Annotated in this window: 22 protein-coding genes; 6 read left to right on the top strand and 16 right to left on the bottom strand. The window is 62.4% G+C overall.

Going from position 1 to position 21,378, the window contains the following annotated elements; genetic code table 11:
- Window positions 1-5: 5 nt before the first annotated feature.
- The 3 genes from AN189_RS13735 to scpA are packed head-to-tail and all read right to left on the bottom strand — an operon-like array spanning window position 6 to window position 3,205.
- A complete protein-coding gene (locus tag AN189_RS13735; protein WP_056036872.1) occupies window positions 6-476 on the bottom strand; it encodes a GNAT family N-acetyltransferase in 471 nt (156 codons plus the stop codon).
- A complete protein-coding gene (locus tag AN189_RS13740; RefSeq protein ID WP_056036875.1) occupies window positions 473-1,078 on the bottom strand; it encodes a VOC family protein in 606 nt (201 codons plus the stop codon). Before AN189_RS13740 ends, AN189_RS13735 begins: the two co-directional genes overlap by 4 nt.
- Entirely contained in the window at window positions 1,079-3,205 is a 2,127-nt protein-coding gene (gene scpA, locus AN189_RS13745; RefSeq protein ID WP_056036983.1) for a methylmalonyl-CoA mutase, read from the bottom strand. It abuts the gene before it with no gap.
- A gap of 168 nt (window positions 3,206-3,373) precedes the next feature.
- Between scpA and AN189_RS13750 the strand changes: the two genes are divergently transcribed.
- The gene (locus AN189_RS13750; protein WP_083484417.1) at window positions 3,374-3,862 is read left to right on the top strand and encodes a DUF4174 domain-containing protein; all 489 of its coding nucleotides are present in this window, start codon (window positions 3,374-3,376) and stop codon (window positions 3,860-3,862) included.
- On the opposite strand, the gene AN189_RS13755 is transcribed toward AN189_RS13750, so the two are convergent.
- From AN189_RS13755 to AN189_RS13785, 7 genes are all read right to left on the bottom strand, one after another.
- A complete protein-coding gene (locus AN189_RS13755) occupies window positions 3,845-4,240 on the bottom strand; it encodes a hypothetical protein (protein ID WP_056036878.1) in 396 nt (131 codons plus the stop codon). The genes AN189_RS13750 and AN189_RS13755 overlap by 18 nt on opposite strands.
- Window positions 4,237-6,234: an acetyl/propionyl/methylcrotonyl-CoA carboxylase subunit alpha gene (locus AN189_RS13760; RefSeq protein WP_056036881.1), complete on the bottom strand. Its 1,998-nt coding sequence runs from the start codon at window positions 6,232-6,234 to the stop codon at window positions 4,237-4,239. The genes AN189_RS13755 and AN189_RS13760 overlap by 4 nt, the downstream gene beginning before the upstream one ends.
- Window positions 6,235-6,328: 94 nt before the next feature.
- Window positions 6,329-6,541 carry a hypothetical protein gene (locus tag AN189_RS13765; protein WP_056036885.1) on the bottom strand — a complete coding sequence of 71 codons (213 nt, stop codon included), beginning with the start codon at window positions 6,539-6,541 and terminating at the stop codon, window positions 6,329-6,331.
- Window positions 6,542-6,671: 130 nt separating this feature from the next.
- The gene (locus AN189_RS13770) at window positions 6,672-7,016 is read right to left on the bottom strand and encodes a hypothetical protein (RefSeq protein WP_056036888.1); all 345 of its coding nucleotides are present in this window, start codon (window positions 7,014-7,016) and stop codon (window positions 6,672-6,674) included.
- Window positions 7,016-7,372 (bottom strand): DUF6497 family protein, encoded by a 357-nt coding sequence (locus AN189_RS13775; RefSeq protein ID WP_056036891.1) that lies wholly within the window; start codon window positions 7,370-7,372, stop codon window positions 7,016-7,018. Before AN189_RS13775 ends, AN189_RS13770 begins: the two co-directional genes overlap by 1 nt.
- Window positions 7,373-7,395: 23 nt before the next feature.
- On the bottom strand, window positions 7,396-7,659 hold the full coding sequence (locus AN189_RS13780; protein ID WP_056036895.1) for a hypothetical protein: 264 nt from the start codon (window positions 7,657-7,659) through the stop codon (window positions 7,396-7,398).
- A 101-nt stretch (window positions 7,660-7,760) separates the two neighbouring features.
- The gene (locus tag AN189_RS13785; RefSeq protein WP_056036898.1) at window positions 7,761-9,287 is read right to left on the bottom strand and encodes an acyl-CoA carboxylase subunit beta; all 1,527 of its coding nucleotides are present in this window, start codon (window positions 9,285-9,287) and stop codon (window positions 7,761-7,763) included.
- A 205-nt stretch (window positions 9,288-9,492) separates the two neighbouring features.
- Here AN189_RS13785 and AN189_RS13790 point away from each other — a divergent pair, with 205 nt between their 5' ends.
- Entirely contained in the window at window positions 9,493-10,725 is a 1,233-nt protein-coding gene (locus tag AN189_RS13790) for a multidrug effflux MFS transporter (protein ID WP_056036990.1), read from the top strand.
- Here AN189_RS13790 and AN189_RS13795 read toward each other — a convergent pair.
- The 4 genes from AN189_RS13795 to betI form a co-directional block, all read right to left on the bottom strand.
- Window positions 10,722-11,291: a thermonuclease family protein gene (locus AN189_RS13795; RefSeq protein ID WP_253279621.1), complete on the bottom strand. Its 570-nt coding sequence runs from the start codon at window positions 11,289-11,291 to the stop codon at window positions 10,722-10,724. The two genes, AN189_RS13790 and AN189_RS13795, sit on opposite strands and share 4 nt — an antisense overlap.
- 148 nt (window positions 11,292-11,439) lie before the next feature.
- On the bottom strand, window positions 11,440-13,098 hold the full coding sequence (betA, locus tag AN189_RS13800) for a choline dehydrogenase (RefSeq protein ID WP_056037000.1): 1,659 nt from the start codon (window positions 13,096-13,098) through the stop codon (window positions 11,440-11,442).
- Window positions 13,099-13,171: 73 nt separating this feature from the next.
- Entirely contained in the window at window positions 13,172-14,626 is a 1,455-nt protein-coding gene (gene betB, locus AN189_RS13805) for a betaine-aldehyde dehydrogenase (RefSeq protein ID WP_056036903.1), read from the bottom strand.
- 39 nt (window positions 14,627-14,665) lie between these two features.
- Window positions 14,666-15,220, bottom strand: coding sequence for a transcriptional regulator BetI (betI, locus tag AN189_RS13810; protein WP_056037005.1), 555 nt, complete (start codon window positions 15,218-15,220; stop codon window positions 14,666-14,668).
- Between the two features lie 85 nt (window positions 15,221-15,305).
- Here betI and choX point away from each other — a divergent pair, with 85 nt between their 5' ends.
- The 4 genes from choX (at window position 15,306) to AN189_RS13830 (ending at window position 18,766) form a co-directional block, all read left to right on the top strand.
- Window positions 15,306-16,235 carry a choline ABC transporter substrate-binding protein gene (gene choX, locus AN189_RS13815; protein ID WP_056036905.1) on the top strand — a complete coding sequence of 310 codons (930 nt, stop codon included), beginning with the start codon at window positions 15,306-15,308 and terminating at the stop codon, window positions 16,233-16,235.
- Between the two features lie 213 nt (window positions 16,236-16,448).
- Window positions 16,449-17,297 carry a choline ABC transporter permease subunit gene (gene choW, locus AN189_RS13820; protein ID WP_056036908.1) on the top strand — a complete coding sequence of 283 codons (849 nt, stop codon included), beginning with the start codon at window positions 16,449-16,451 and terminating at the stop codon, window positions 17,295-17,297.
- Window positions 17,294-18,307, top strand: a complete 1,014-nt coding sequence (gene choV / locus AN189_RS13825; protein WP_056036910.1) for a choline ABC transporter ATP-binding protein — start codon at window positions 17,294-17,296, stop codon at window positions 18,305-18,307. The genes choW and choV overlap by 4 nt, the downstream gene beginning before the upstream one ends.
- Window positions 18,308-18,412: 105 nt before the next feature.
- Entirely contained in the window at window positions 18,413-18,766 is a 354-nt protein-coding gene (locus AN189_RS13830) for a cupin domain-containing protein (RefSeq protein ID WP_056036915.1), read from the top strand.
- Window positions 18,767-19,091: 325 nt separating this feature from the next.
- Here AN189_RS13830 and AN189_RS13835 read toward each other — a convergent pair whose 3' ends face one another.
- Both AN189_RS13835 and AN189_RS13840 read right to left on the bottom strand, forming a co-directional pair.
- Window positions 19,092-20,426, bottom strand: a complete 1,335-nt coding sequence (locus AN189_RS13835) for a Hint domain-containing protein (RefSeq protein WP_056036918.1) — start codon at window positions 20,424-20,426, stop codon at window positions 19,092-19,094.
- A gap of 118 nt (window positions 20,427-20,544) precedes the next feature.
- Window positions 20,545-21,378: right-handed parallel beta-helix repeat-containing protein (locus AN189_RS13840; protein WP_157057498.1), on the bottom strand; the 834-nt coding region annotated here is incomplete at its 5' end.

A 21,378-nucleotide genomic window follows, 5' to 3' on the forward strand; every position in this document is an offset into this window, starting at 1 on the left:
GATGTCTACAACATCTTGGTCAAAAGAATAAGGTCGATCCAGCGATCGAATTTGCGGCCCACCTGCGGAAGGGTTGCGATTTTCACAAACCCCAATTTTTCGTGAAAGGCCACGCCTGCGGGATTTTCGGCGCTGCACCCGGCCCACAGGGTATGAATGCCCGCGCCGCGTGCGTCTGCGCACAGCGCATCCATCAGTAATCGCCCCAGCCCCGCACCCCGCGCGGCGGGTGCCAGATGGACCGTGTGTTCCGCCGTATGACGATACCCGTCACCCCCGCGAAACGGGCCATAGGTGGCAAAACCTGCGACCACCCCACCGGTTTCGGCCACCAGCACGGGGCGCGTGGCGATCAGGTCAACGATGGCCTGCGGCGTCTTTTCGATCGCGGTAAAGGTGATGCCGGTCTCGCGGATGATCGGGTTCCAGATCGCGCAGATCGCCGCGGCATCGGCGCGGGTCGCTGCCCGGATCATCCCAGCGTCCGGACCCCGTCCGGCGTGCGGATCGTGGCACGAAACCGTGGCGCACCATTGGCATAGATCACCCGTGGGTCATCGAGGGCCAGATCGCGGCCCAGTGCCTCGGCCTGGGGGTGGTGCACTTCCCAGCCGATCAGGGTGCAGCCCCGGTCGGTCAGAGTCTCTGTGGGATGCGGCACCCCGTCGCCCCAGCAGATCAGCGTGGGACAGGCCCCCTGCAGGGGCAGGCTGCCGTCATCGGGCACGGTGATGTCCCACCGCAACGCGTCGCGTTCCAGCGGCACGATTGCACCGACATCCGCCGGCGCATCCGCAACAGCAGCGTTCAGATCGTCCGTCCTGCAAATCCAGTTCGCACAGCGCGGCGGCCCGGCGAATGCGTCCAGCGCGAACCACGCAGGGCGTGTGCGCTGCGCGCCCGGGTCCAGCGAAATCACCTCCAGATAGGTGTCGCCCAGTGCCAGCAGCGTGTTGTGCGTGCCAAAGGCCGCGTGTTTGCCGCCCGGCTGCAACGGCACGCCCAGCGTCTTTTCCACCCATGCCGTGCCTGCGTCGAGGTCGGTACAGGCAATCGCGATATGGTCGAGGGTGAGCATTCAGGTGCGCGTCTCGCGGATCAGTTTCAGAATGTCCTGTGCGGCGACAGGGATGTTCGTGCCGGGGCCAAAGATCGCCTTGACCCCCGCATCATACAGGAATTGGTAGTCCTGCTGCGGGATCACGCCACCGCAGATCACAAGGATATCACCCGCGCCCGCGGCCTCCAGCGCCTTGATCAGCTTGGGGGCCAATGTCTTGTGACCTGCCGCCTGCGAACTGATGCCGATGACGTGCACATCGTTGTCGATGGCGTCCTGTGCGGCCTCCTCTGGTGTCTGGAACAACGGGCCTACGTCCACGTCAAACCCGATATCGGCGAATGCCGTCGCGATGACCTTGGCCCCACGGTCGTGCCCGTCCTGCCCCATCTTGACGACCAGCATCCGGGGGCGACGGCCCTCCTCACTGGCGAAATCCGCGATATCCTTCTGGATCGCGGCAAAGCCTGCATCGCCTTCGTAGGCGGCACCATAGACACCGGCCAGCGTCTTGACCTCGGCCCGGTGGCGGCCAAAGACATCCTCCATCGCGCTGCTGATCTCGCCCACGGTCGCCCGCTGGCGTGCGGCCTCGACCGCGGCCTCCAGCAGGTTGCCCCCCTCGCGCGCACGGCGGGTCAGTTCGGCCAATGCAGCGTCGCAGGCCGCCTGATCGCGCCCGTCGCGGGTGGCCTTCAGCCGGGCAATCTGGCTGTCGCGCACACCCGCGTTGTCGATGTCACGGATGTCGATCGGGTCTTCCTTGTCCTTGCGGTATTTGTTGACGCCAACGATGACCTCGGTGCCGCGGTCGATATTGGCCTGCCGGGTGGCGGCGGTTTCCTCGATCCGCAGTTTCGGCATGCCGGATGCGACGGCCTTGGTCATGCCGCCCAATTCCTCGACCTCTTCCATCAGGGCCCAGGCGGCTTCTGCCAGATCATGCGTCAGCTTTTCGACGTAGTAGCTGCCCGCCAATGGGTCGACGACCTTGGTCACGCCGGTTTCCTCTTGCAGGATCAGCTGCGTGTTCCGCGCGATGCGGGCCGCGAAATCGGACGGCAGGGCAATTGCCTCATCCAGCGCGTTGGTGTGCAACGACTGGGTGCCGCCCAAGACCGCGCTCATCGCCTCGTAGGCGGTGCGCACCACGTTGTTGTAGGGGTCCTGTTCCTGCAAACTGACGCCCGAGGTCTGGCAATGGGTCCGTAACATGGATGATTTGGGGTTCTTGGGCGCGAATTCTTCCATCACGCGGAACCACAACAGGCGCGCCGCGCGCAGCTTGGCCGCTTCCATGAAAAAATTCGTCCCGATGGCGAAAAAGAAACTAAGCCGTCCGGCAAAGTGATCGACATCCATGCCCGCCGCAATCGCCGCGCGGACGTATTCGCGCCCGTCCGCCAGCGTATAGGCCAGTTCCTGCACCAGGTTCGCGCCGGCCTCTTGCATGTGGTAGCCGGAAATCGAGATCGAGTTGAATTTCGGCATCTGGTCGGATGTGTACTGGATGATGTCCGAAATGATGCGCATCGACGGTTCCGGCGGATAGACATAGGTGTTGCGCACCATGAATTCCTTGAGGATGTCGTTCTGGATCGTGCCTGACAGCACGGACCGGTCGTGGCCCTGTTCCTCACCCACCACGATGAAATTCGCGAGGATCGGAATGACCGCCCCGTTCATCGTCATGCTGACCGACACCTTGTCCAGCGGGATGCCATCGAACAGGATCTTCATGTCCTCGACGCTGTCGATGGCGACACCGGCCTTGCCCACGTCGCCCTCTACCCGCGGGTGGTCACTGTCATAGCCGCGGTGGGTGGCCAGATCGAATGCCACCGACACGCCCTGCTGCCCTGCCGCCAGGGCCTGACGGTAGAACGCATTTGATTCTTCTGCCGTGGAAAATCCAGCGTATTGCCGGATCGTCCATGGCCTGCCCGCGTACATCGTGGCCTTGACCCCGCGCGTGTAGGGGGCCGCACCCGGAATGCCGCCCATATGCGGCAGATCGGCGGTATCCTCTGCGGTATACAGCGGTTTGACGGCGATCCCTTCGAGGGTGTGCCACGTCAGATCGTCCAGGGACCGCCCGCGCAGTTCCTTTTCGGCGATCTTTTCCCATTCGGTTTTGTCAGACATGATGTGGCGCTCCTCTTCCTCTGGCACATTCATGCCGCGACGCGGCGCAAAGGTCAAAAAGCTTGCGCTATCATCGTGCTATTATTTTTCGCCGCAGGGTAATTTTATTGCGCATGCGCAAAACGACGCGGGCATGGCATTGGCGCGCGGCACACCTATATTCAGGTCATGAACAAAAGACATTTCATCGCTGGCCTCGCGGCCATGACATTCTGGCCCGCCATGCTGCCGGCACAGACGGACACCACCGATGCCGTCGCCGCCTGGCTGGCCGATCCGGCAACCCCGCTGAATGCGGACCAGACCATGCTGTCCGATTTCCAGTGGATCGCGCGCCCCGTCGCGGTTTTCGCCGATTCCCCCAACGATCCCGCGTTCATCGAACAGATGGAACTGCTGGCATCGCGGGTTGATGAACTGGTCGAACGTGACGTCGTGGTCCTGTTCGACACCGACCCTGCTGCACGGTCTCCCATGCGGCTGCAACTGCGGCCGCGCGGTTTCATGATGGCGCTGCTGGGCAAGGACGGTCAGGTCAAACTGCGCAAACCCAGCCCGTGGGACGTGCGCGAATTGTCACGGTCCATCGACAAGATGCCGGTGCGTCAGCGCGAAATCACCGAACGCCGCGCCGCAGGATCAGCGCCGGTCAACTGATTGCGGCATGGCCCGCGCCGCACCGCGGATCGCGATCCACCCCAGGGTCATCAGGATCACCAGCACCAGAACCAGGACGAACACCGGATCAATCGCCACGCTGACCAGCACCCGCCCCACGACAAACAGCGCAAGGTAGACGGCCAGCCCGCCAAAGGTGAATGTCCGCACCGGTTCCAGCAGGACCCCGGCCGCACGCACGACCCCCCAGAACACGATCACGCAGATCATCGGCACCGTCACGACCGAGCGCGGAAGCTCGGTCGCGTAGCTGATTTCAGTATCCTGCACCATGATGTTGAGCAGGCCAAAACCCGCAATCACGGCGATCACGCAGGCGGCCAGCCAGATCAGCAAGAGTTGCCAGGTCTGTGTCACTCGAACTCCATGATCACATCATCCACGGCCAGGCTGTCACCAGGGGCCGCGTTGATCTTGGTCACGACGCCCTTGCGTTCGGCACGCAGGATGTTTTCCATCTTCATCGCCTCGACCGTGCACAGTGCCTGACCGTCCTGCACCTCGTCGCCCACGGCGACATTCAGCGACACGATCAGCCCCGGCATCGGGCACAGCAGCAGTTTCGACGTATCCGGCGGCACCTTGACCGGCATCAACTTGGCAAGTTCGGCCTGACGCGGGGTGCGGACGTGCACCTTGACCTCGGCACCCCGGTGCCGCACCCGGAACCCACCCGAAATCTTGGCCACCTTCAGCACCAGCGGCGTGCCATCCACCATCAGGCGGGCCAGCGGTTGCCCGGGCAACCAGTCGCTTTCGACCCGCAAGGTCCGGTCACCGATGGTCACATCGGCCCCCGCACGGTCGGCCTTGATGACCGTATCATGGCTTTCGCCCTGTAGCGTCACATTCCAGTCCGAGCCGACGTGGCGTTCATGGTTGTCCATGCGCCCGGTGATGCGCGTGCGGCGGATTTCACCGATCCGGTGCATCGCCGCAGTTGCCGCAGCAACACGCAGCACCGTGTCTGCCGGCAGATCGACGCCCTGGAATCCGTCGGGAAATTCTTCCTCGATGAACGCCGTGGTCATGTCGCCTGCGGTGAATTTCGGATGGTCCATCACCGCGGCCAGAAATGGCAGGTTGTGGCCAATCCCCTCCAGCTCGAACCCGTCCAGGGCCAGCCGCATTTCCTCGATCGCGTCAGCGCGGGTCGGTGCCCACGTACACAGCTTGGCGATCATCGGATCGTAGAACATGCTGATCTCGCCACCCTCGAACACGCCGGTATCGTTGCGCACGGCGCGCGCGGCCTCTGCGACCTCGACCGGTGGGCGGTAGCGGGTCAGACGCCCGATGGACGGCAGGAACCCACGGAACGGATCCTCGGCATACAGGCGGCTCTCGATCGCCCACCCATTGATCTTGAGGTCATCCTGACCAAAGGCCAGCTTTTCGCCTGCCGCCACACGGATCATCTGTTCGACCAGATCGATGCCCGTGATCAGTTCGGTCACCGGATGTTCCACCTGCAACCGCGTGTTCATTTCCAGAAAATAGAAATTGCGCTCGCCGTCCACAATGAATTCGACCGTGCCCGCGCTGGCGTAACCGACGGCCTGCGCCAGTGCGACCGATTGTGCGCCCATCGCCGCACGGGTCTCTTCGTCCAGAAACGGGCTCGGGGCCTCTTCGATGACCTTCTGGTTGCGGCGCTGAATGCTGCATTCACGCTCGTGCAGATAGACCGCGTTGCCATGGCTGTCCGCCAGGACCTGAATTTCGATGTGGCGCGGCTGTGTCACGAATTTCTCGATGAAAATCCGGTCGTCGCCGAAACTGTTGGCCGCCTCGTTCTTGGACGACTGGAACCCTTCGCGTGCGCCAGCGTCGTCCCAGGCGATCCGCATCCCCTTGCCACCGCCCCCCGCGCTGGCCTTGATCATCACGGGATAACCGATCTGCTGGCTGATCTTGACCGCCTCATCGGCGTCGGCAATCAGGCCCATATGGCCCGGCACCGTGCTGACACCAGCCTCGTCCGCCAGCTTCTTGGACGTGATCTTGTCGCCCATGGCCTCGATGGCCCCCACGGGCGGCCCGATAAAGGCCACGCCTTCGGCTTTCAGCGCCTCGGCGAACCTGGGGTTTTCCGACAGAAAACCATAGCCCGGATGCACCGCTTCTGCACCGGTCTGGCGGATCGCGTCCATGATCTTGTCGATCACGATATAGGATTGGTTGGCGGGGCTGGGTCCGATGTGGACCGCCTCGTCCGCCATCTTGACATGAAGCGCCTGCGCATCCGCATCCGAATACACCGCAACTGTGGCGATCCCCATGCGCCGCGCCGTCTTGATGACGCGACAGGCGATTTCGCCACGATTGGCGATCAGAATTTTCTTGAACACGTTTTACATCCCTCCAAACGCAAAACCGCCGCCGGGGCGCAAACCCCGGCGGCGGTCATGTCGTGTTTCAACCCCGCTTGCGCGGGAAAATGTCTTAGCGACCGGTGATGTCGTCGCCCAGCGCACCGATGAGCGCGCCACCCAGTGCTGCAGTCGTGGTGTCGCGGTCGTCGCCGCCCAGTGCAGCGGAACCAGCAGCGCCGATACCGGCACCAACGATTGCACGCTCTGCGTCGGTGTCGAGGTTGTCGCAGCCTGCAACGCCCATGATTGCGACCAGTGCGATGGCGGAAGTAGCTTTGTACATTTTAGAATGCCCCTGTTAGCTTTGAAGATGGACGCAAAATCACGCGCCACAAGCGCGAACTCAAGCCCGATTAAATACAAAAGGCGCAAAACCGCCGAAATGTTCCCGTTTGCAGAAAATTCTTTTCCACTCATCGGAACACATCCGGAAAAGTGACCCGCGCCACGTCCTCGTCGATGCGCAGCAGCGCGTCATAGCTGGCAGGATCGAACGGATCCTCGGCAGCGACCACCTCCCGACCGAACAACCAGCTCAGCCGTCCTGCGTCCAGATTGCCGCGCGCAAAGGGCGCGTCGCCAAAATGCTCCCACAGGGCACGCAAGAAACCTTCATCCGCGCGTTTGTCCGGTGGCCGCCGGTCGGAAAACCGTTCGCGCGCGCGCAGCGGCGTGGCCCCGTCCTTGTGCGCGCGACGGATCACGAATTGAAAATCCGTTCCCGGCAAACGGCCTGGAAATCCACGGTGCTTTTCCATCAGAATTCGTCCCAGCTGCAACGCCCGTCCGTCACCCGGAAGGGTTGAAAAAATTGGACGACCTGCGGATCGTAGATGCCGAATGTGGTTGGCTTGTCCGACACCGACAACACGATCTGGTCGCCGTCCCAATCCTGCTGCCGCAGGGCCGGGACAACAACCACGTCGCACAACCACGTCAGATCGTCCACGACCTCCGTGAACGTCACTGCGTCATCACCCCCCGCAAGCGCCGGTGACAGGAACCGGAACCGCGCGATCTGCGCAGGCAAGTCCATGATCACGTCAGCCAGCGCGATTTGCAGTCCTGACGGCACGGCAATCGGTTGCGGGGTCTGCTCTGCGACCGCGGGCATGGCCGACAGACCGCACAGCAGGATCAGCGCGCCCGCAAGGCGTCGATCAGTTCGGCCTTGGTCATGTCCGAACGACCCGCGACGTCCAGCTCTTGTGCGCGCGTGTACAGATCGTCCCTGGTCCATTCCTCGTAGGGCGGCTGTCGCCCCCCCTTCTCGCCCGGCGACATGTCGTCGTTGGCCTGCGCATTGGCGATCCGGGCGGCCTTCTGCTTGCTCGCGCCCTCGTCCAGCAGCGCCTCGTAGGTCTCGTCGTCCTTGATGGACGGTCCATGGTCCTTGGTCATCGCAATCTCCTTTGCGCACCAACGGACCCACCCCACGCGGGGTTCCCTGCATCATCTTGCCACAAATACTCCGGGGGGTCCGGGGGGCTGGCCCCCCGGGGTCACAGTGGAATGTTGTCATGCTTCTTCCACGGGTTCTGCTGCTGCTTGCCGCGCAGCGACGCAAAGGCACGGCAGACCCGGCGTCGCGTGGACCGCGGCATGATCACCTCGTCCACGAACCCCTTAGAGGCCGCGACGAACGGATTGGCGAAACGGTCCTCGTATTCCTTGGTCAGCTCCGCGATTTCTTCCGCGCTGCGTCCGCGATAGATGATCTCGACAGCACCCTTGGCCCCCATCACCGCGATTTCCGCCGTGGGCCAGGCATAGTTGAAATCGCCGCGCAGATGCTTGGACGCCATCACGTCATAGGCTCCGCCATAGGCCTTGCGGGTGATGACCGTGACCTTGGGCACCGTGGCCTCGCCATAGGCGAACAGCAGTTTCGCGCCGTGTTTGATGACACCGCCGTATTCCTGGCTGGTGCCGGGCAGAAAGCCGGGTACGTCCACCAGCGTCAGGATCGGAATTTCAAAGGCATCGCAGAACCGCACGAACCGCGCGGCCTTGCGGCTGCTGTCGATATCCAGCACGCCCGCCAGTACCATCGGCTGATTGGCCACCACGCCAACGGTCTGACCTTCCAGCCGGATGAAACCGATCAGGATGTTGCCGGCATAATCGGCCTGAATTTCGTAAAAATCGCCCTCATCCGCCAGTTTGTGGATCAGTTCCTTCATGTCGTAGGGCGTGTTGGCGTTCACCGGGATCAGCGTGTCCAGACTGTCCTCGACCCTTTTCACATCGTCAAAGAACGGACGCGTCGGCGCCTTTTCGCGGTTGTTCAGGGGCAGGAAATCAAACAGCCGACGGCATTCGGCAATCGCTTCGACATCATTGTCAAAGGCACCGTCCACCACGCCGGATTTCTTGGTATGGGTCGTGGCCCCGCCCAGTTCCTCGGCGGTGACGACCTCGTTGGTGACGGTCTTGACCACATCGGGGCCGGTCACGAACATGTAGGACGTGTCGCGCACCATGAAAATAAAGTCGGTCATCGCAGGGCTGTAGACCGCGCCACCCGCGCAGGGCCCCATGATCAGGCTGATCTGCGGCACCACACCGGACGCCATGATGTTGCGCTGGAACACATCGGCATAGCCCGCGAGGCTGGCAACGCCTTCCTGGATGCGTGCACCGCCCGAATCGTTGATCCCGATCACGGGGGCACCGTTCTGGATCGCCATATCCATGATCTTGCAGATCTTTTGCGCATGGGTTTCGGACAGCGAACCACCAAAGACGGTGAAATCCTGACTGAACACATAGACCATGCGGCCGTTGATCGTGCCCCAACCCGTCACCACACCATCGCCCATCGGCAGGTTGTCCTGCATCCCGAAATCCACCGCGCGATGGGTCACAAAGGCGTCGAATTCCTCAAAGCTGTCGTGATCCAGCAGCAGTTCGATCCGTTCGCGGGCGGTCAGTTTGCCCTTGGCGTGCTGCGCAGCAATCCGTGCCTGCCCGCCGCCCAGTTGGGATTCGGAGCGCTTGGCCTCCAGGGCTTCGATATGGTCTTTCATGCAGGCCTCCCGTCGTGCACATGGCCTCCGCAGGCCGCATTGTCGGGCACTCTAGTCATCGGTTTTGCCGAGGAAAACCCCCAAGGCGCAATATATCCCCAGCCGTAGGGGGGCTGCGCGAAACAATCTGACGCCGCGCAGATCCATGCAGGTCATTGTCACGGCACCCATGGACACCGCAGCGCAAGCCGCTACCTTGCGCGCGATGACAGACTTTCCCCGCGCGCGCTTTCTCGACCGCCGCACCCCGCCTCATATTTTCACGCTGACACTGCTGGCCGGTGTATCCGCATTGAACATGTCGATTTTTCTGCCGTCCCTCACCCGGATGGCGGCCGATTTCGGCACGGATTATGCCACGATGCAATTCGCCGTTTCGGGCTATCTGGCCGCAACTGCGGTGATGCAGATCATCGTCGGCCCCCTGTCCGACCGGTTCGGACGGCGCAAGATCGTGCTGACCTCCATCACCATTTTCATCGCGGCGACGCTGGGCGCCTATCTCGCCCCCACGATCCAGCTGTTCTTGATGTTTCGCATCCTGCAGGCTGCCGTCGCGACCGGAATCGTGCTGAGTCGGGCAATCGTGCGCGACATGTTCGGGGCAGAACAAAGCGCGTCGATGATCGGTTATGTCACCATGGGCATGGCCCTGATCCCGATGATCGGCCCCACCATCGGTGGCGCACTGGATCAGGCATTCGGCTGGCATGCCTCGTTCATCTTTCTGATGGGTGCAGGCGTTTTCTTGTGGCTGCTGTGCTATTTCGACCAGGGCGAAACCGTGCGCGGCGGCGGCACCGGATTTGCCGAACAGCTGACCAGCTATCCCGCGCTGCTGACCGCGCCCCGGTTCTGGGGCTATGCGCTGTGCACCGCGTTCGCATCGGGGTCGTTCTTTGCGTTTCTGGGCGGTGCGTCCTACGTCGCCGACCGGATTTACGGATTGTCGGCCTTTCAGACCGGCATCGCCCTGGGTGCGCCCGCCATCGGCTATGCCATCGGCAACGGAATATCGGGTCGCTATTCGGTGCGGGTCGGCATCAATCGCATGGTGCTGATCGGCTGCCTGATATCGGCCTTTGGCATGGGGTTGTCGCTGATCCTGGGTCTGGTGACCGTGATTCCCGCCGGCCTGCTCTTTGGTCTGTGCTCGCTGCTGGGACTGGGCAACGGCATGACGCTGCCCAACGCCATCGCCGGTTTGCTGTCGGTGCGCCCGAACCTGGCCGGCACGGCCAGCGGGCTGGGCGGTGCGCTGATGATCGGTGGCGGGGCCGCACTCAGCCAGCTGGCCGGGGTGCTGCTGGCACGCGGCACCACCGCGATGCCGTTGCAGGCGTTGATGCTGGTCTCTGCGCTGCTGGCCATCGCCGCGATCATGTTCGTGATGGTGCGTGAAAAGCGCCTGTCCGCCGGCCTTTCGGTCGCGCCCTAACGGCGTGCCGCGCGCCAGCCTGCGGCGCGCGCCTCGGCTTCGGTGCAGAACCAGCGTTCACCGCGCGACGGGCTGATCCGGGTCTCGTCATAGAATGCGTTGCCGGGCACATGGTAGATCCGCCCGCTGCTGCTGATGTTACCCTTGATGACACAGCCGCCGGGGGCCGCATCGCCCACCTGTTCCTGCGCCCGGAAATCCGAAGGCCGCTGCATCTGCGCCGACCAGAAACCGGCCCCGCTGCGCCGCGCCGCATCCTCATCGGGGACATAAACCGTGTCATAGCGGCGATAGGCGATGGCCAGACCGTTGCGCACCATCTGCTGGCCAAGGTCGATCCCGCCTGCGGTGCAACGCGCCACGGTGCGGCCATAGCGATCAATATCCAGCGGCGCACAATTCACCGCGCGCCCCGCGATCAGCGCGCGCAGCCCGTCGGTCGCATGGCTGCCGCAGGAAAACGGAAACCCCTGCGCACTGCGGCAATCCTGCCCGGCCTCTGGCGCATCGATGCCGTTCAATCTGATCCGTGTCTCGCCCACGTGGATCGTGTCGCCGTCGATCACACGTGCAGGCCCCGAGATCTGGGCCGCCAGGGGGGCAGCACAGAACAGTAAACAAATGGTTAACAAAATCCGCATACCCCCAATCTGGGGGGCGGATGCGGCGTTTCAATGGCGCGAAACATGACGTTTCGCGCCAAATCGATTCAAATCAGCGCTGACTGACAGCCCAGTTCGGGTTGATCCACGGCGCATCATTCGCCCGTGGCAGCGGCGCGCGCCCAAGAATATGATCCGACGCCTTTTCACCCACCATGATCGACGGCGCATTCAGGTTGCCGTTGGTGATCTGCGGAAAGATCGAGCTGTCGGCAACGCGCAACCCGTCCACACCTATGACACGACATTCGGGATCAACCACGGCCATCGGGTCATCAACGGCCCCCATCCGGCATGTGCCGCAAGGGTGATAGGCACTTTCGGCGTGTGCGCGGATGAAATCATCCAGTGCTGCATCCGACTGCACGGCCTCACCGGGCTGGATTTCATGACCGCTATAGGGGGCAAAGGCAGCTTGGCCGAAAATTTCGCGCGTCAGGCGGATACAGGTGCGAAAATCCTCCCAGTCCTGAGGGTCGGACATGTAGTTGAACAGGATATGCGGGTCCGCAGCCGGGTCCGGGCTGGTGAGCGAAACCGCCCCACGCGACGCGCTGCGCATCGGACCGACATGCGCCTGATAGCCATGCCCCTCTGCCGCGACCTTGCCGTCGTAGCGGATCGCCAGCGGCAGAAAATGGAACTGGATATCGGGATATTCCACACCCGGTTTCGACCGGACAAAGGCTGCGGATTCGAACTGGTTCGAGGTGCCCAGACCCTTTTTGCCGAACAGCCAGGCCGCACCGATCAACGCTTTCCAGATCAGTTTCCAATAGGTGTACAGCGTCACCGGCTGGGTCGCGGCCTGCTGGATATAGAGCTCGAGGTGGTCTTGCAGGTTCTGCCCGACACCGGGTCGGTCCGCCACGACATCAATGCCGTGTTCCGCCAGATGATCCGCCGGTCCGATCCCCGACAGCATCAACAGCTTGGGCGAATTGATGGCAGAGGCCGCGATGATGACCTCGCGGGTGGCGCGGATCACCTCGGTCTGGCCCTTGCGGTCGACCTCGACGCCCACGGCGCGTCCCTCTTCAATCACCACACGGCGGGCAAAGGCACGGATCAACGTGCAATTTTCGCGTTTCAGCGCGGGCCGCAGATAGGCATTGGCCGCAGACCAGCGCCGCCCCCGGTAGATCGTTGCATCAAACGGGCCAAAGCCCTCTTGCTGCGCGCCGTTGTAGTCCTTGGTTTCGGGGTATCCCGCTTGTTTGCCAGCCTCGACGAACGCCTTGACCAGCGGATTGCGGCGCGGGCCGCGTGTGACATGCAGCGGACCGTCGGTGCCGCGCCAGGCCGGATCGCCACCGTGGATACCCGCGTGCCAGTGTTCCATCCGTTTGTAGTAGGGCAGCACGTCGGCATAGGCCCAGCCGCGCGCGCCCATTTCTTGCCAGGTGTCAAAGTCGCGGGCGTGGCCGCGCACATAGACCATCCCGTTGATCGAGGAGGACCCGCCGATCACCTTGCCACGCGGTGTGGCCAGGGTGCGCCCCCCCAGATGCGGTTCGGGCGCGGTATGAAATCCCCAGTCATAGGTTTTCATATTCATCGGATAAGACAAGGCCGCAGGCATCTGGATGAACGGGCCTGCATCCGATCCACCGTGTTCGATGACGATGACCGATTTGCCCGCCTCGGCCAGACGGTAGGCCATCGCACATCCGGCAGAGCCTGCACCAACAATAACGTATTCAGCTTGCATGATGTTCACCGCCCACAAGGAGCGCCCCCAAATTTTCGCGAAAATTTGGCCCCCGGCATCCGCCGGACGGCCCCTAGAATGGTGCTTCGACCGGGTTCATGGCCACGTAGACGCCCTTGAGCTGGCTATAGTGATCAATCGCCGCCTTGGAATTCTCGCGGCCCACGCCAGACAGCTTCATCCCGCCAAAAGGTGCCTCGACCGGGGCGAGGTTGTGGGTATTGATATAGCAGGTCCCCGCCTGAAACCCGGCCGCCATGCGGTGCGCACGCGCCAGATCGCGGGTGAACACCGACGCCGCCAGCCCGTAGGGCGTGTCATTGGCGCGGCGCAGCGCCTCTTCTTCGGTGTCAAAGGTCAGCACCGACATAACGGGGCCAAATATTTCGTCCCTGGCAATCGTCATGTCGTCGGTCACATCGGCAAAGACGGTCGGTTCAAGAAAGAAACCGTCAAGATCGGGTCGTTTGCCACCCGTCACCAGCCGTGCGCCCTCTTGCACGCCCTTGGCGATGAACCCTTCGACCAGATCGCGCTGACGTGCGCTGACCATCGGGCCAAAGTTGGTCGCAATGTCCTGCGGGTCGCCCATGACGACGTTTTGCAAACGCTCTGACAGGCGGGCCAGGAACGCATCCACCATGCCCCGCTGCACGAACACCCGTGTGCCGTTGGAACAGACCTGCCCCGAGGAATAGAAATTGCCCAGGATCGCGCCGCCCACCGCATCCTCCAGGTCCGCATCGTCGAATACCACCTGCGGGGATTTCCCGCCCAGTTCCATCGTGACATGACGCAACCCTTCGGCTGCGGCGGCATAGACCCGCTTGCCCGTGGGCACCGACCCGGTCAGCGACACCTTGGCCACGCGCGGATCGGTGGTCAGCGCGGCCCCCACGGCCCCCAGCCCCTGCACGACGTTGAACACGCCCGGCGGCGCGCCCGCCTCGGTCAGGATTTCCGCGACCTTCAGCGCGCACAGCGGCGTGGTCTCGGACGGTTTGAACACCATCGTGTTGCCGCAGGCCAGTGCCGGCGCGGCCTTCCAGCAGGCGATCTGGGTGGGATAGTTCCAGGCCCCGATGCCGACGCAGACGCCCAGCGCCTCGCGCCGCGCATAGACGAAATCGCCCCCGGCCAGCTGGATATGCTCGCCCGTCAGACTGCCTGCAAGGCCGCCAAAGTATTCCAGCGCATCCGCACCGGATGTGGCATCGGCCACGGTCGTTTCCTGCAACGGTTTGCCGGTATCATAGGTTTCCAGCACCGACAGTTCGTGGTTGCGCGCGCGCATGATGTCGGCGGCGCGGCGCAGGATGCGGCCCCGTTCCGTCCCGGTCAGCGCGGCCCATGCGGCCTGCGCATCCGCAGCAGCAGCCAGCGCGCGGTCAACGATCGCGGGGGTGGCCGCGTGGACGGTGGCAATCGTCTCTCCGGTATAGGCATAGACGACGGGGATCACCTCTCCGGCGGTATCCTCGACATATTCACCTGCAATGTAATGGCTGGCGGTCGGTTGTGTTGTCATGATCTGTGCCTCCGATGGGCGAAAATGAAAAGTGATGGCTCAGGCGCGGCGCAGCAGGTTCAGCAGTGCCAGGACACGGTCAGCGCCCGCCGTCCCCGCCCGGTCTGACGCGGCGCGCAGATAGATGCCGTCGATCATCGCAGCGAGCGTATCGGCGGCACCGGCAGGGTCAGGGGTCTGACCCCGCAGCGCATGGGTCAGGTTCGACCGTAACCGCCGCTGGTACAGCCGCAACAGGTGCAGCGCGTCAGGGTTCGTCTGGGCCTGCCCGTAAAACGTCATCCAGGCCGCAACCACACCGGGCGCGAAACAGGACTGCGCAAAACTCGCCGTCACGATGGCGGCGGCACGGTCGTCGGTATCCCGCAGCGCGCTGATCACCTCCTTGCGATAGTCGGTCAGGATCTGGCGCATCGCGGCGACAAAAATCTGCCCCTTGCCCCCGAAATAGTGATGCGCCAGCGCAGACGACATGCCCGCACGCTTTGCAATGCGGCTGACAGAGACGTCCAGCGAACCAGCGTCGCCGACCTCTGCAATCGTGGCTTTCACCAAGGCAGCACGGCGTATAGGCTCCATTCCAAGCTTTGGCATGTTGTCACTCCGGTTCAGGTGTGGCACCCATAGCCCATCTTTGATTGACTGATCAATCAACAAAAAACTGACCGGGAGAAACCAAATGACCCTTCGTTCTACACTTTCCGTCATCGCCGTTGTTGCGGCCACGCCCGCACTGGCACAAGACAACTGCACCGAAGTCACCTTTGCCGATGTGGGATGGACCGACATCACGGCCACCACCGCCGCCACATCCGTGGTGCTGGACGCGCTGGGATACGACACCGAAACCAAATTGCTCAGCGTGCCCGTGACCTACATTTCGCTGGCCGAAGGCGACGTTGACGTGTTCCTCGGCAACTGGATGCCCACGATGGAGGCCGACATCGCCCCCTACCGCGAGGCCGGCACCGTCGACACCGTGCGCGCCAACCTGGAAGGCGCGAAATACACCCTCGCCGTGAACAAGGCCGCGGCCGACATGGGCATCACCACCTTTGCCGATATTGCCGCCAACCGCGACGCGCTGGATGGCCAGATCTACGGGATCGAACCGGGCAATGACGGCAACCGCCTGATCCTCGACATGATCAGCGCCAACGCATTCGACCTCGAAGGCTTCGAGGTGGTCGAATCCTCTGAGCAGGGCATGCTGGCGCAGGTCGAACGCGCCGACCGTGGCGGCGACCCGGTCGTGTTCCTGGGCTGGGAACCCCACCCGATGAACGCCAAGTTCGACATGACCTACCTGGAAGGTGGCGACGACTGGTTCGGCCCCGATCTGGGTGGCGCGACGGTCTATACCAACACCACCGCCGGTTTCGCCGAGGCCTGCCCGAACGTGGGCACCCTGCTGAACAACCTCGTGTTCAGCCTCGAAATGGAAAACGAGATCATGGGCGCGATCCTAAACGACAACGCCGACCCCGAAGAGGCGGCGACCGCATGGCTGGCAGCCAACGCGGCCACCTGGCAGCCCTGGCTGGAAGGCGTGACCACGGTTGACGGTGGCGACGCCACCGCAGCCGTCACAGCCGCACTGGCCAACTGATTTCCGAACGGGGCCGCATGCAGATGCGGCCCCGTTTCACAAATGACGGCCCCGACCCAGCCCCGACCCACGGCACCCTTGGCGGATGCGGCGGCTTGGGACTGAAACGGGCACATCCCGACCACACCGCCCCGTGGTGCGGGGATGTCGCCCGACACTGTTGTAACCGAACGGCGCGCCACACCGGGCCGCGCCGCTGAAGGAGTTCACGAGATGGACTGGCTAAGCCTGAGTTTCCTGACAGACACAAAAATACCCGTCGGCGTCTGGTGCCGCGACCTGTTCGACGCGCTGAATGCCGCGATCGGACCGGCCATCGACCTCTTTGCCGACAGCCTGCGCGATTCGGTCGACTGGATCGTCGATACCGTGCTGATCCCGCCGCCTATCGTGGTCGTCCTGTTGTTCGTCGCATTGGCCTATGCGCTGCAACGGCGCTGGCAGACGGCGCTGCTGGTGCTGGTCGGGTTCCTGTTCATCCTGAACCAGGGCTACTGGGAAGAAACGATTCAATCCCTCACGCTGGTGCTGCTGGCCTGCACGGCCTGCATGTTGATCGGCGTGCCCATCGGCATCGCAGGTGCGCATCACCCCCGGTTCTACCGCGCGCTGGTGCCGGTGCTGGACCTGATGCAGACGCTGCCCACCTTTGTTTACCTGATCCCCACGGTCGTGCTGTTCGGTATCGGGATCGTGCCGGGCCTGATCGCCACCGTGATCTTTGTGCTGCCCGCGCCGATCCGCCTGACCTACCTCGGGATTTCCTCCACACCGACGGCCCTAATCGAGGCTGCACAGGCGTTTGGGGCCACCAAACGCCAATTGCTGTGGAAGGTCGAACTGCCATCCGCCACGCCGCAAATCATGGCGGGCCTCAATCAGGCGATCATGCTGTCGCTGTCGATGGTCGTCATCGCGGGCCTTGTCGGGGCCGCCGGCCTGGGCGTGCCGGTGGTGCGCGCCCTGAACACCGTGAACACCGCGCTGGGTTTTGAATCCGGCTTTATCATCGTGATCGTCGCGATCATGCTCGACCGTACGCTGAGGGTCCGCAAACCATGAATGCTGTAGAATTCGACAACGTTTCCATCGTCTTTGGCGACCGTCCGCAATCGGCCCTGCCGCTGATGGACCAGGGCAAGACGCGGGCCGAGGTGCAGGCAGAGACCGATCAGGTGCTTGGCGTGCACAATTGTTCGCTGACGGTGGAAGAAGGCGAAATCCTCGTGCTGATGGGCCTGTCGGGGTCCGGCAAATCGACGCTGCTGCGGTCGGTCAACGGGTTGAACCCTGTGGTGCGCGGTGACGTGCGGATCGCTACGCCGGGTGGCATGCAATCGGTGACACAGGCCAAGTCGCGCAAACTGCGCAAACTGCGCCTGTCCAATGTGGCGATGGTGTTTCAGCAGTTTGGCCTGCTGCCATGGCGCACCGTGCGCGACAACGTGGGCCTTGGCCTTGAACTGGGCGGCCTGTCCACCGCCAAACGCCGGGCCCGCGTGGACGAGGAACTGGCCCTTGTCGGTCTTGCCGACCGCGCCGACGCGCTGGTGGGCGAATTGTCGGGCGGCATGCAGCAACGCGTTGGCCTTGCGCGGGCCTTTACCACCGATGCGCCGATCCTGCTGATGGACGAGCCGTTCAGCGCACTCGACCCGCTGATCCGCGCGCGTTTGCAGGACGAGCTGCTGGACATGCAGGCCCAACGCGGCCGGACCATCATTTTCGTCAGCCACGATCTGGACGAGGCGTTCAAGATCGGCAATCGCATCGCCATCATGGAAGGCGGGCGCATCATCCAGACCGGCACCCCGCGCGATATCTTTACCAATCCCGCCAACGACTACGTGGCTGATTTCGTGGCCCACATGAACCCGCTGGGCGTGCTGACCGCCCGCGACGTGATGACCCCCGGCACCGCCGGCGCATCACAGATCGCCGCCGAAACCCCGGTTCAGGACATCATCGACACGCTCAAACAGGGCATGATCCTGAGCGTTGTGGAAAATGGCCAAAAGATCGGCCAGATCACCCCGACGTCGGTGCTGAACAGCCTGTCGCGCGGCCGCTAGTCGCGCGGTGGGGCAAAGGACCTGAATGTCCGGTGCGCGGGGCAACCTTGCCATTCGAACGCATCGCAAGGTATCGTGAGAAAGTGTGAGAGATGGAAACCAAAGATGGCCAAGTCGATAAATCTGGCGGCAAAGCTTGCGACATTCGAAGAGAAATGGTCTCCGCGCACTGTAGCATCCTTCAATGGTCACGACGTCATGGTCGTGAAGGTCGAGGGAGAGTTCAGATGGCATTCCCACGCAGACACAGATGATTTCTTCCTCGTTCTTTCGGGTGAGATCGACATCCGGCTCAGGGACGGACCCGTCACAGTGACAGCGGGAGAGATGTTTGTCGTTCCAAAGGGTGTCGAACATTGCCCCTTTGCCGAAAAGGAAGCGCATCTGTTGCTGATCGAGCCGACTGGAACACCCAACACGGGCGATGCCGGAACTGCCGCTGGCCGGAAAGTCATCTAGGCGACTGACCGAAACGGGCTCGAACCGCCCTCTCCCGTGCAGACGGCCCAAGCCCGCAGCACCAAACAAAAAGGCCCTTTGCACATGACCCGATCAGATCGCGCCGCACTGTCGGCATAGGCCGCCATCACCTCGACACCTAAGCGATCAGGTGCCGCGCTGCTTTGTTGCGCGTGCCGGTTCTGGCGTGCTCGTCCGGCAATCCCAGTTCGGTTTCAGCCTGACCAACGCACGACATACGCGGGCCAGACGTGCGTTCTTGAACGCACCCCGGCGCGCGGGACAGGTCCCGACACGACCGTGCGACGTTCCGGGATCGTGTGCGTCAGGCTCCAGGACCGGCTGGAGTTGGCCATGGACCCACCCCATAGGATGACACAAGACATTTTGCATTCTTGCGATGACGTTCAAGCAGTTTTTGAACGGTTGCGCCTTTTGGGACCTGGCGTGCCGTTGTTTCGAAAACTTCGGTGCCGTCAGAGAATAATGCGTTGATCTCGCGGTTCGCGTCCTGACCCAGTGACCCGCGCGCCATTGGCCCCAGCAGCAGGCTTTCGACGGCGGCCCCTTCGGCGAGAACGAGTTCATGACGATCGCACAGCAAATGAAAGTGAGTCACCGAAACCATGTCACAGACATACGCAACACCAGGCATGTCGATCAGCATTTTGGCGGCGACCAAAACCTCTGCATCGCCGGTCTTGCGGTCAGCGATCGGGGATTTGATCATCACGCGATGCTGTTGCGAGAGAACCAGATCCCGGCAGGGTTGTCCCGGCCCCATCGCGCCCCGGGCAATACGCACAGGCTGGCTGCGCCCCCTGGCCCTGCGCGTCGAAGAGCCGATCCACCGCACAGGTTGAAACCCGCTATCGAGTGTCTGGACCAGATCACCAACCTTGAGGTGTTCAATCCGGGTTTCGCCCTTGTCGGCCAGAATGCGCGTGCCTTTAGCAAGGCAGACCGGCGCCGCGTCGAGCGATATTTCAACCGCAACAAGCCCGTCGACCGAGGATTGGGATACCGCAATGTCGGTGCCCTCCGGAAGGCCCGTGGTAAAGATGTCGGCAAAAGCGCCTGAAATCGTTGTTCCGAAAATGAGATCGGGCGTCCCCAACTGAGTCAGATCACCTTCAAAGTTCGTGAAATCCAGAATCAAATCGCCGCCAAGAACGATATCGACGTCATATCCGTCTACGATCCGCATCTGGTCAAAATCGCGCGCGCTGCGGATTTCAAAGATCAGAACGTCATTGTCACCAAACATCTGATTTTCGGACAGCAATGTGCGACCGGATCGGTACAGGTCGTAACCCGGCGCGAGGTTCTGTAGCGCGGCGTACCAATCGGAATATTCCGTCGGGACAATGATTTCCTGCACTTTGGTCCCGACAAGGCTGTCGAAATAGAACGCCATGCGACCGGGCTCTTCAACCGACTCGCGATAGTCGCCCAAAGAGGTAAAGACCGCGCCATCGCTCGGGTCGCCGTCCCGCAGTCCCGGCACATTGTCGAGGATGATCTGCGTGCTGTAGATCGGGTCCGGCGTCTGGTTTTCAGGTGCGACGGTGACATCAAATGCACTGACCTGCGTCGCAATCGTGTCCAACGCCGCGGTGCTTGCCCCTGCGCCCGTCGCCGCGATTGTTGGATCGACCACGGTAAAATCACCGTTTTCGGCGTCCTGGAAAACCTCATCCGCAGTCAGGTCGTAGCTTGTGACGCCACCGTCAGGGCATTTTCGCTGCCGTTGATGGCCACGTTCCAGGAAACGTCGGCTAGCTTGAGGCGACGAGATCGTTCAGTTCAAAGGCCTGGCTGCCGGCAAGTGTAAACACCAGGTTGTCGGCGATCACGCCGTCGGGAAACACGTCCGTGGTTTCCGATCTGATCGTATTGATCTCCGTGATGCCGTCGCCATGTTCACCCGTCGAATAGACCGTGTTGTTGGTGACCTCGAGGCCTTGCGTCGGCTTGATACGGATGCCGTCGATCTGTCCATAGGCGATGACGTTGTCCGAAATCAGGACCGCCTGATCCTGGTTTTCAAAGTTCGGCACTTCGTCAATGAGGATCGGCTTGCCCTCATCCAGTACCATGTTCAGGTAACCTTTGGACGGAACCCAGGACGGCATGGTCTGATATGTGTTGAAAATCAGGTTCCCGGTGATCTCCAGACGGTAGACGCCGTCGATGTCGTCCCCGAAATCACCCGATCCCTGCTGGCGCATGATCCCGTGACCACCAGACAGGGATTTTGTGGCGACGTCTTGCAGGATGTTGTCTTGGATTTTGACATAGCGGCCGTCCTCGATGTTGACGGCCTTCTGGTAGAGATCGTGAAAATCGTTTTCACGAATGGTGATGTATTCACCGGATTCGACATTGATCGCGATGCCGCCCATCCCGTCTTGGGCGGATTGGTCCCAATATCCCGTGGCCAGCATCTCTTCGACCGACAGGATGTCCGAGTTCCCGTCGAACGCGAATCCTTCGATGACGATGTTGGATGCCTCGCCGTCGATGCGCCAGTTGTTCAGACGCGAAAACTGGTATTCGCCGCTTGATCCCGGCACAGGCTTGATCATGACCTCGGAATCAGACGTGCCTTT

Source organism: Loktanella sp. 3ANDIMAR09 (genome assembly GCF_001420005.1).
Classification (GTDB): Bacteria; Pseudomonadota; Alphaproteobacteria; order Rhodobacterales; family Rhodobacteraceae; genus Loktanella.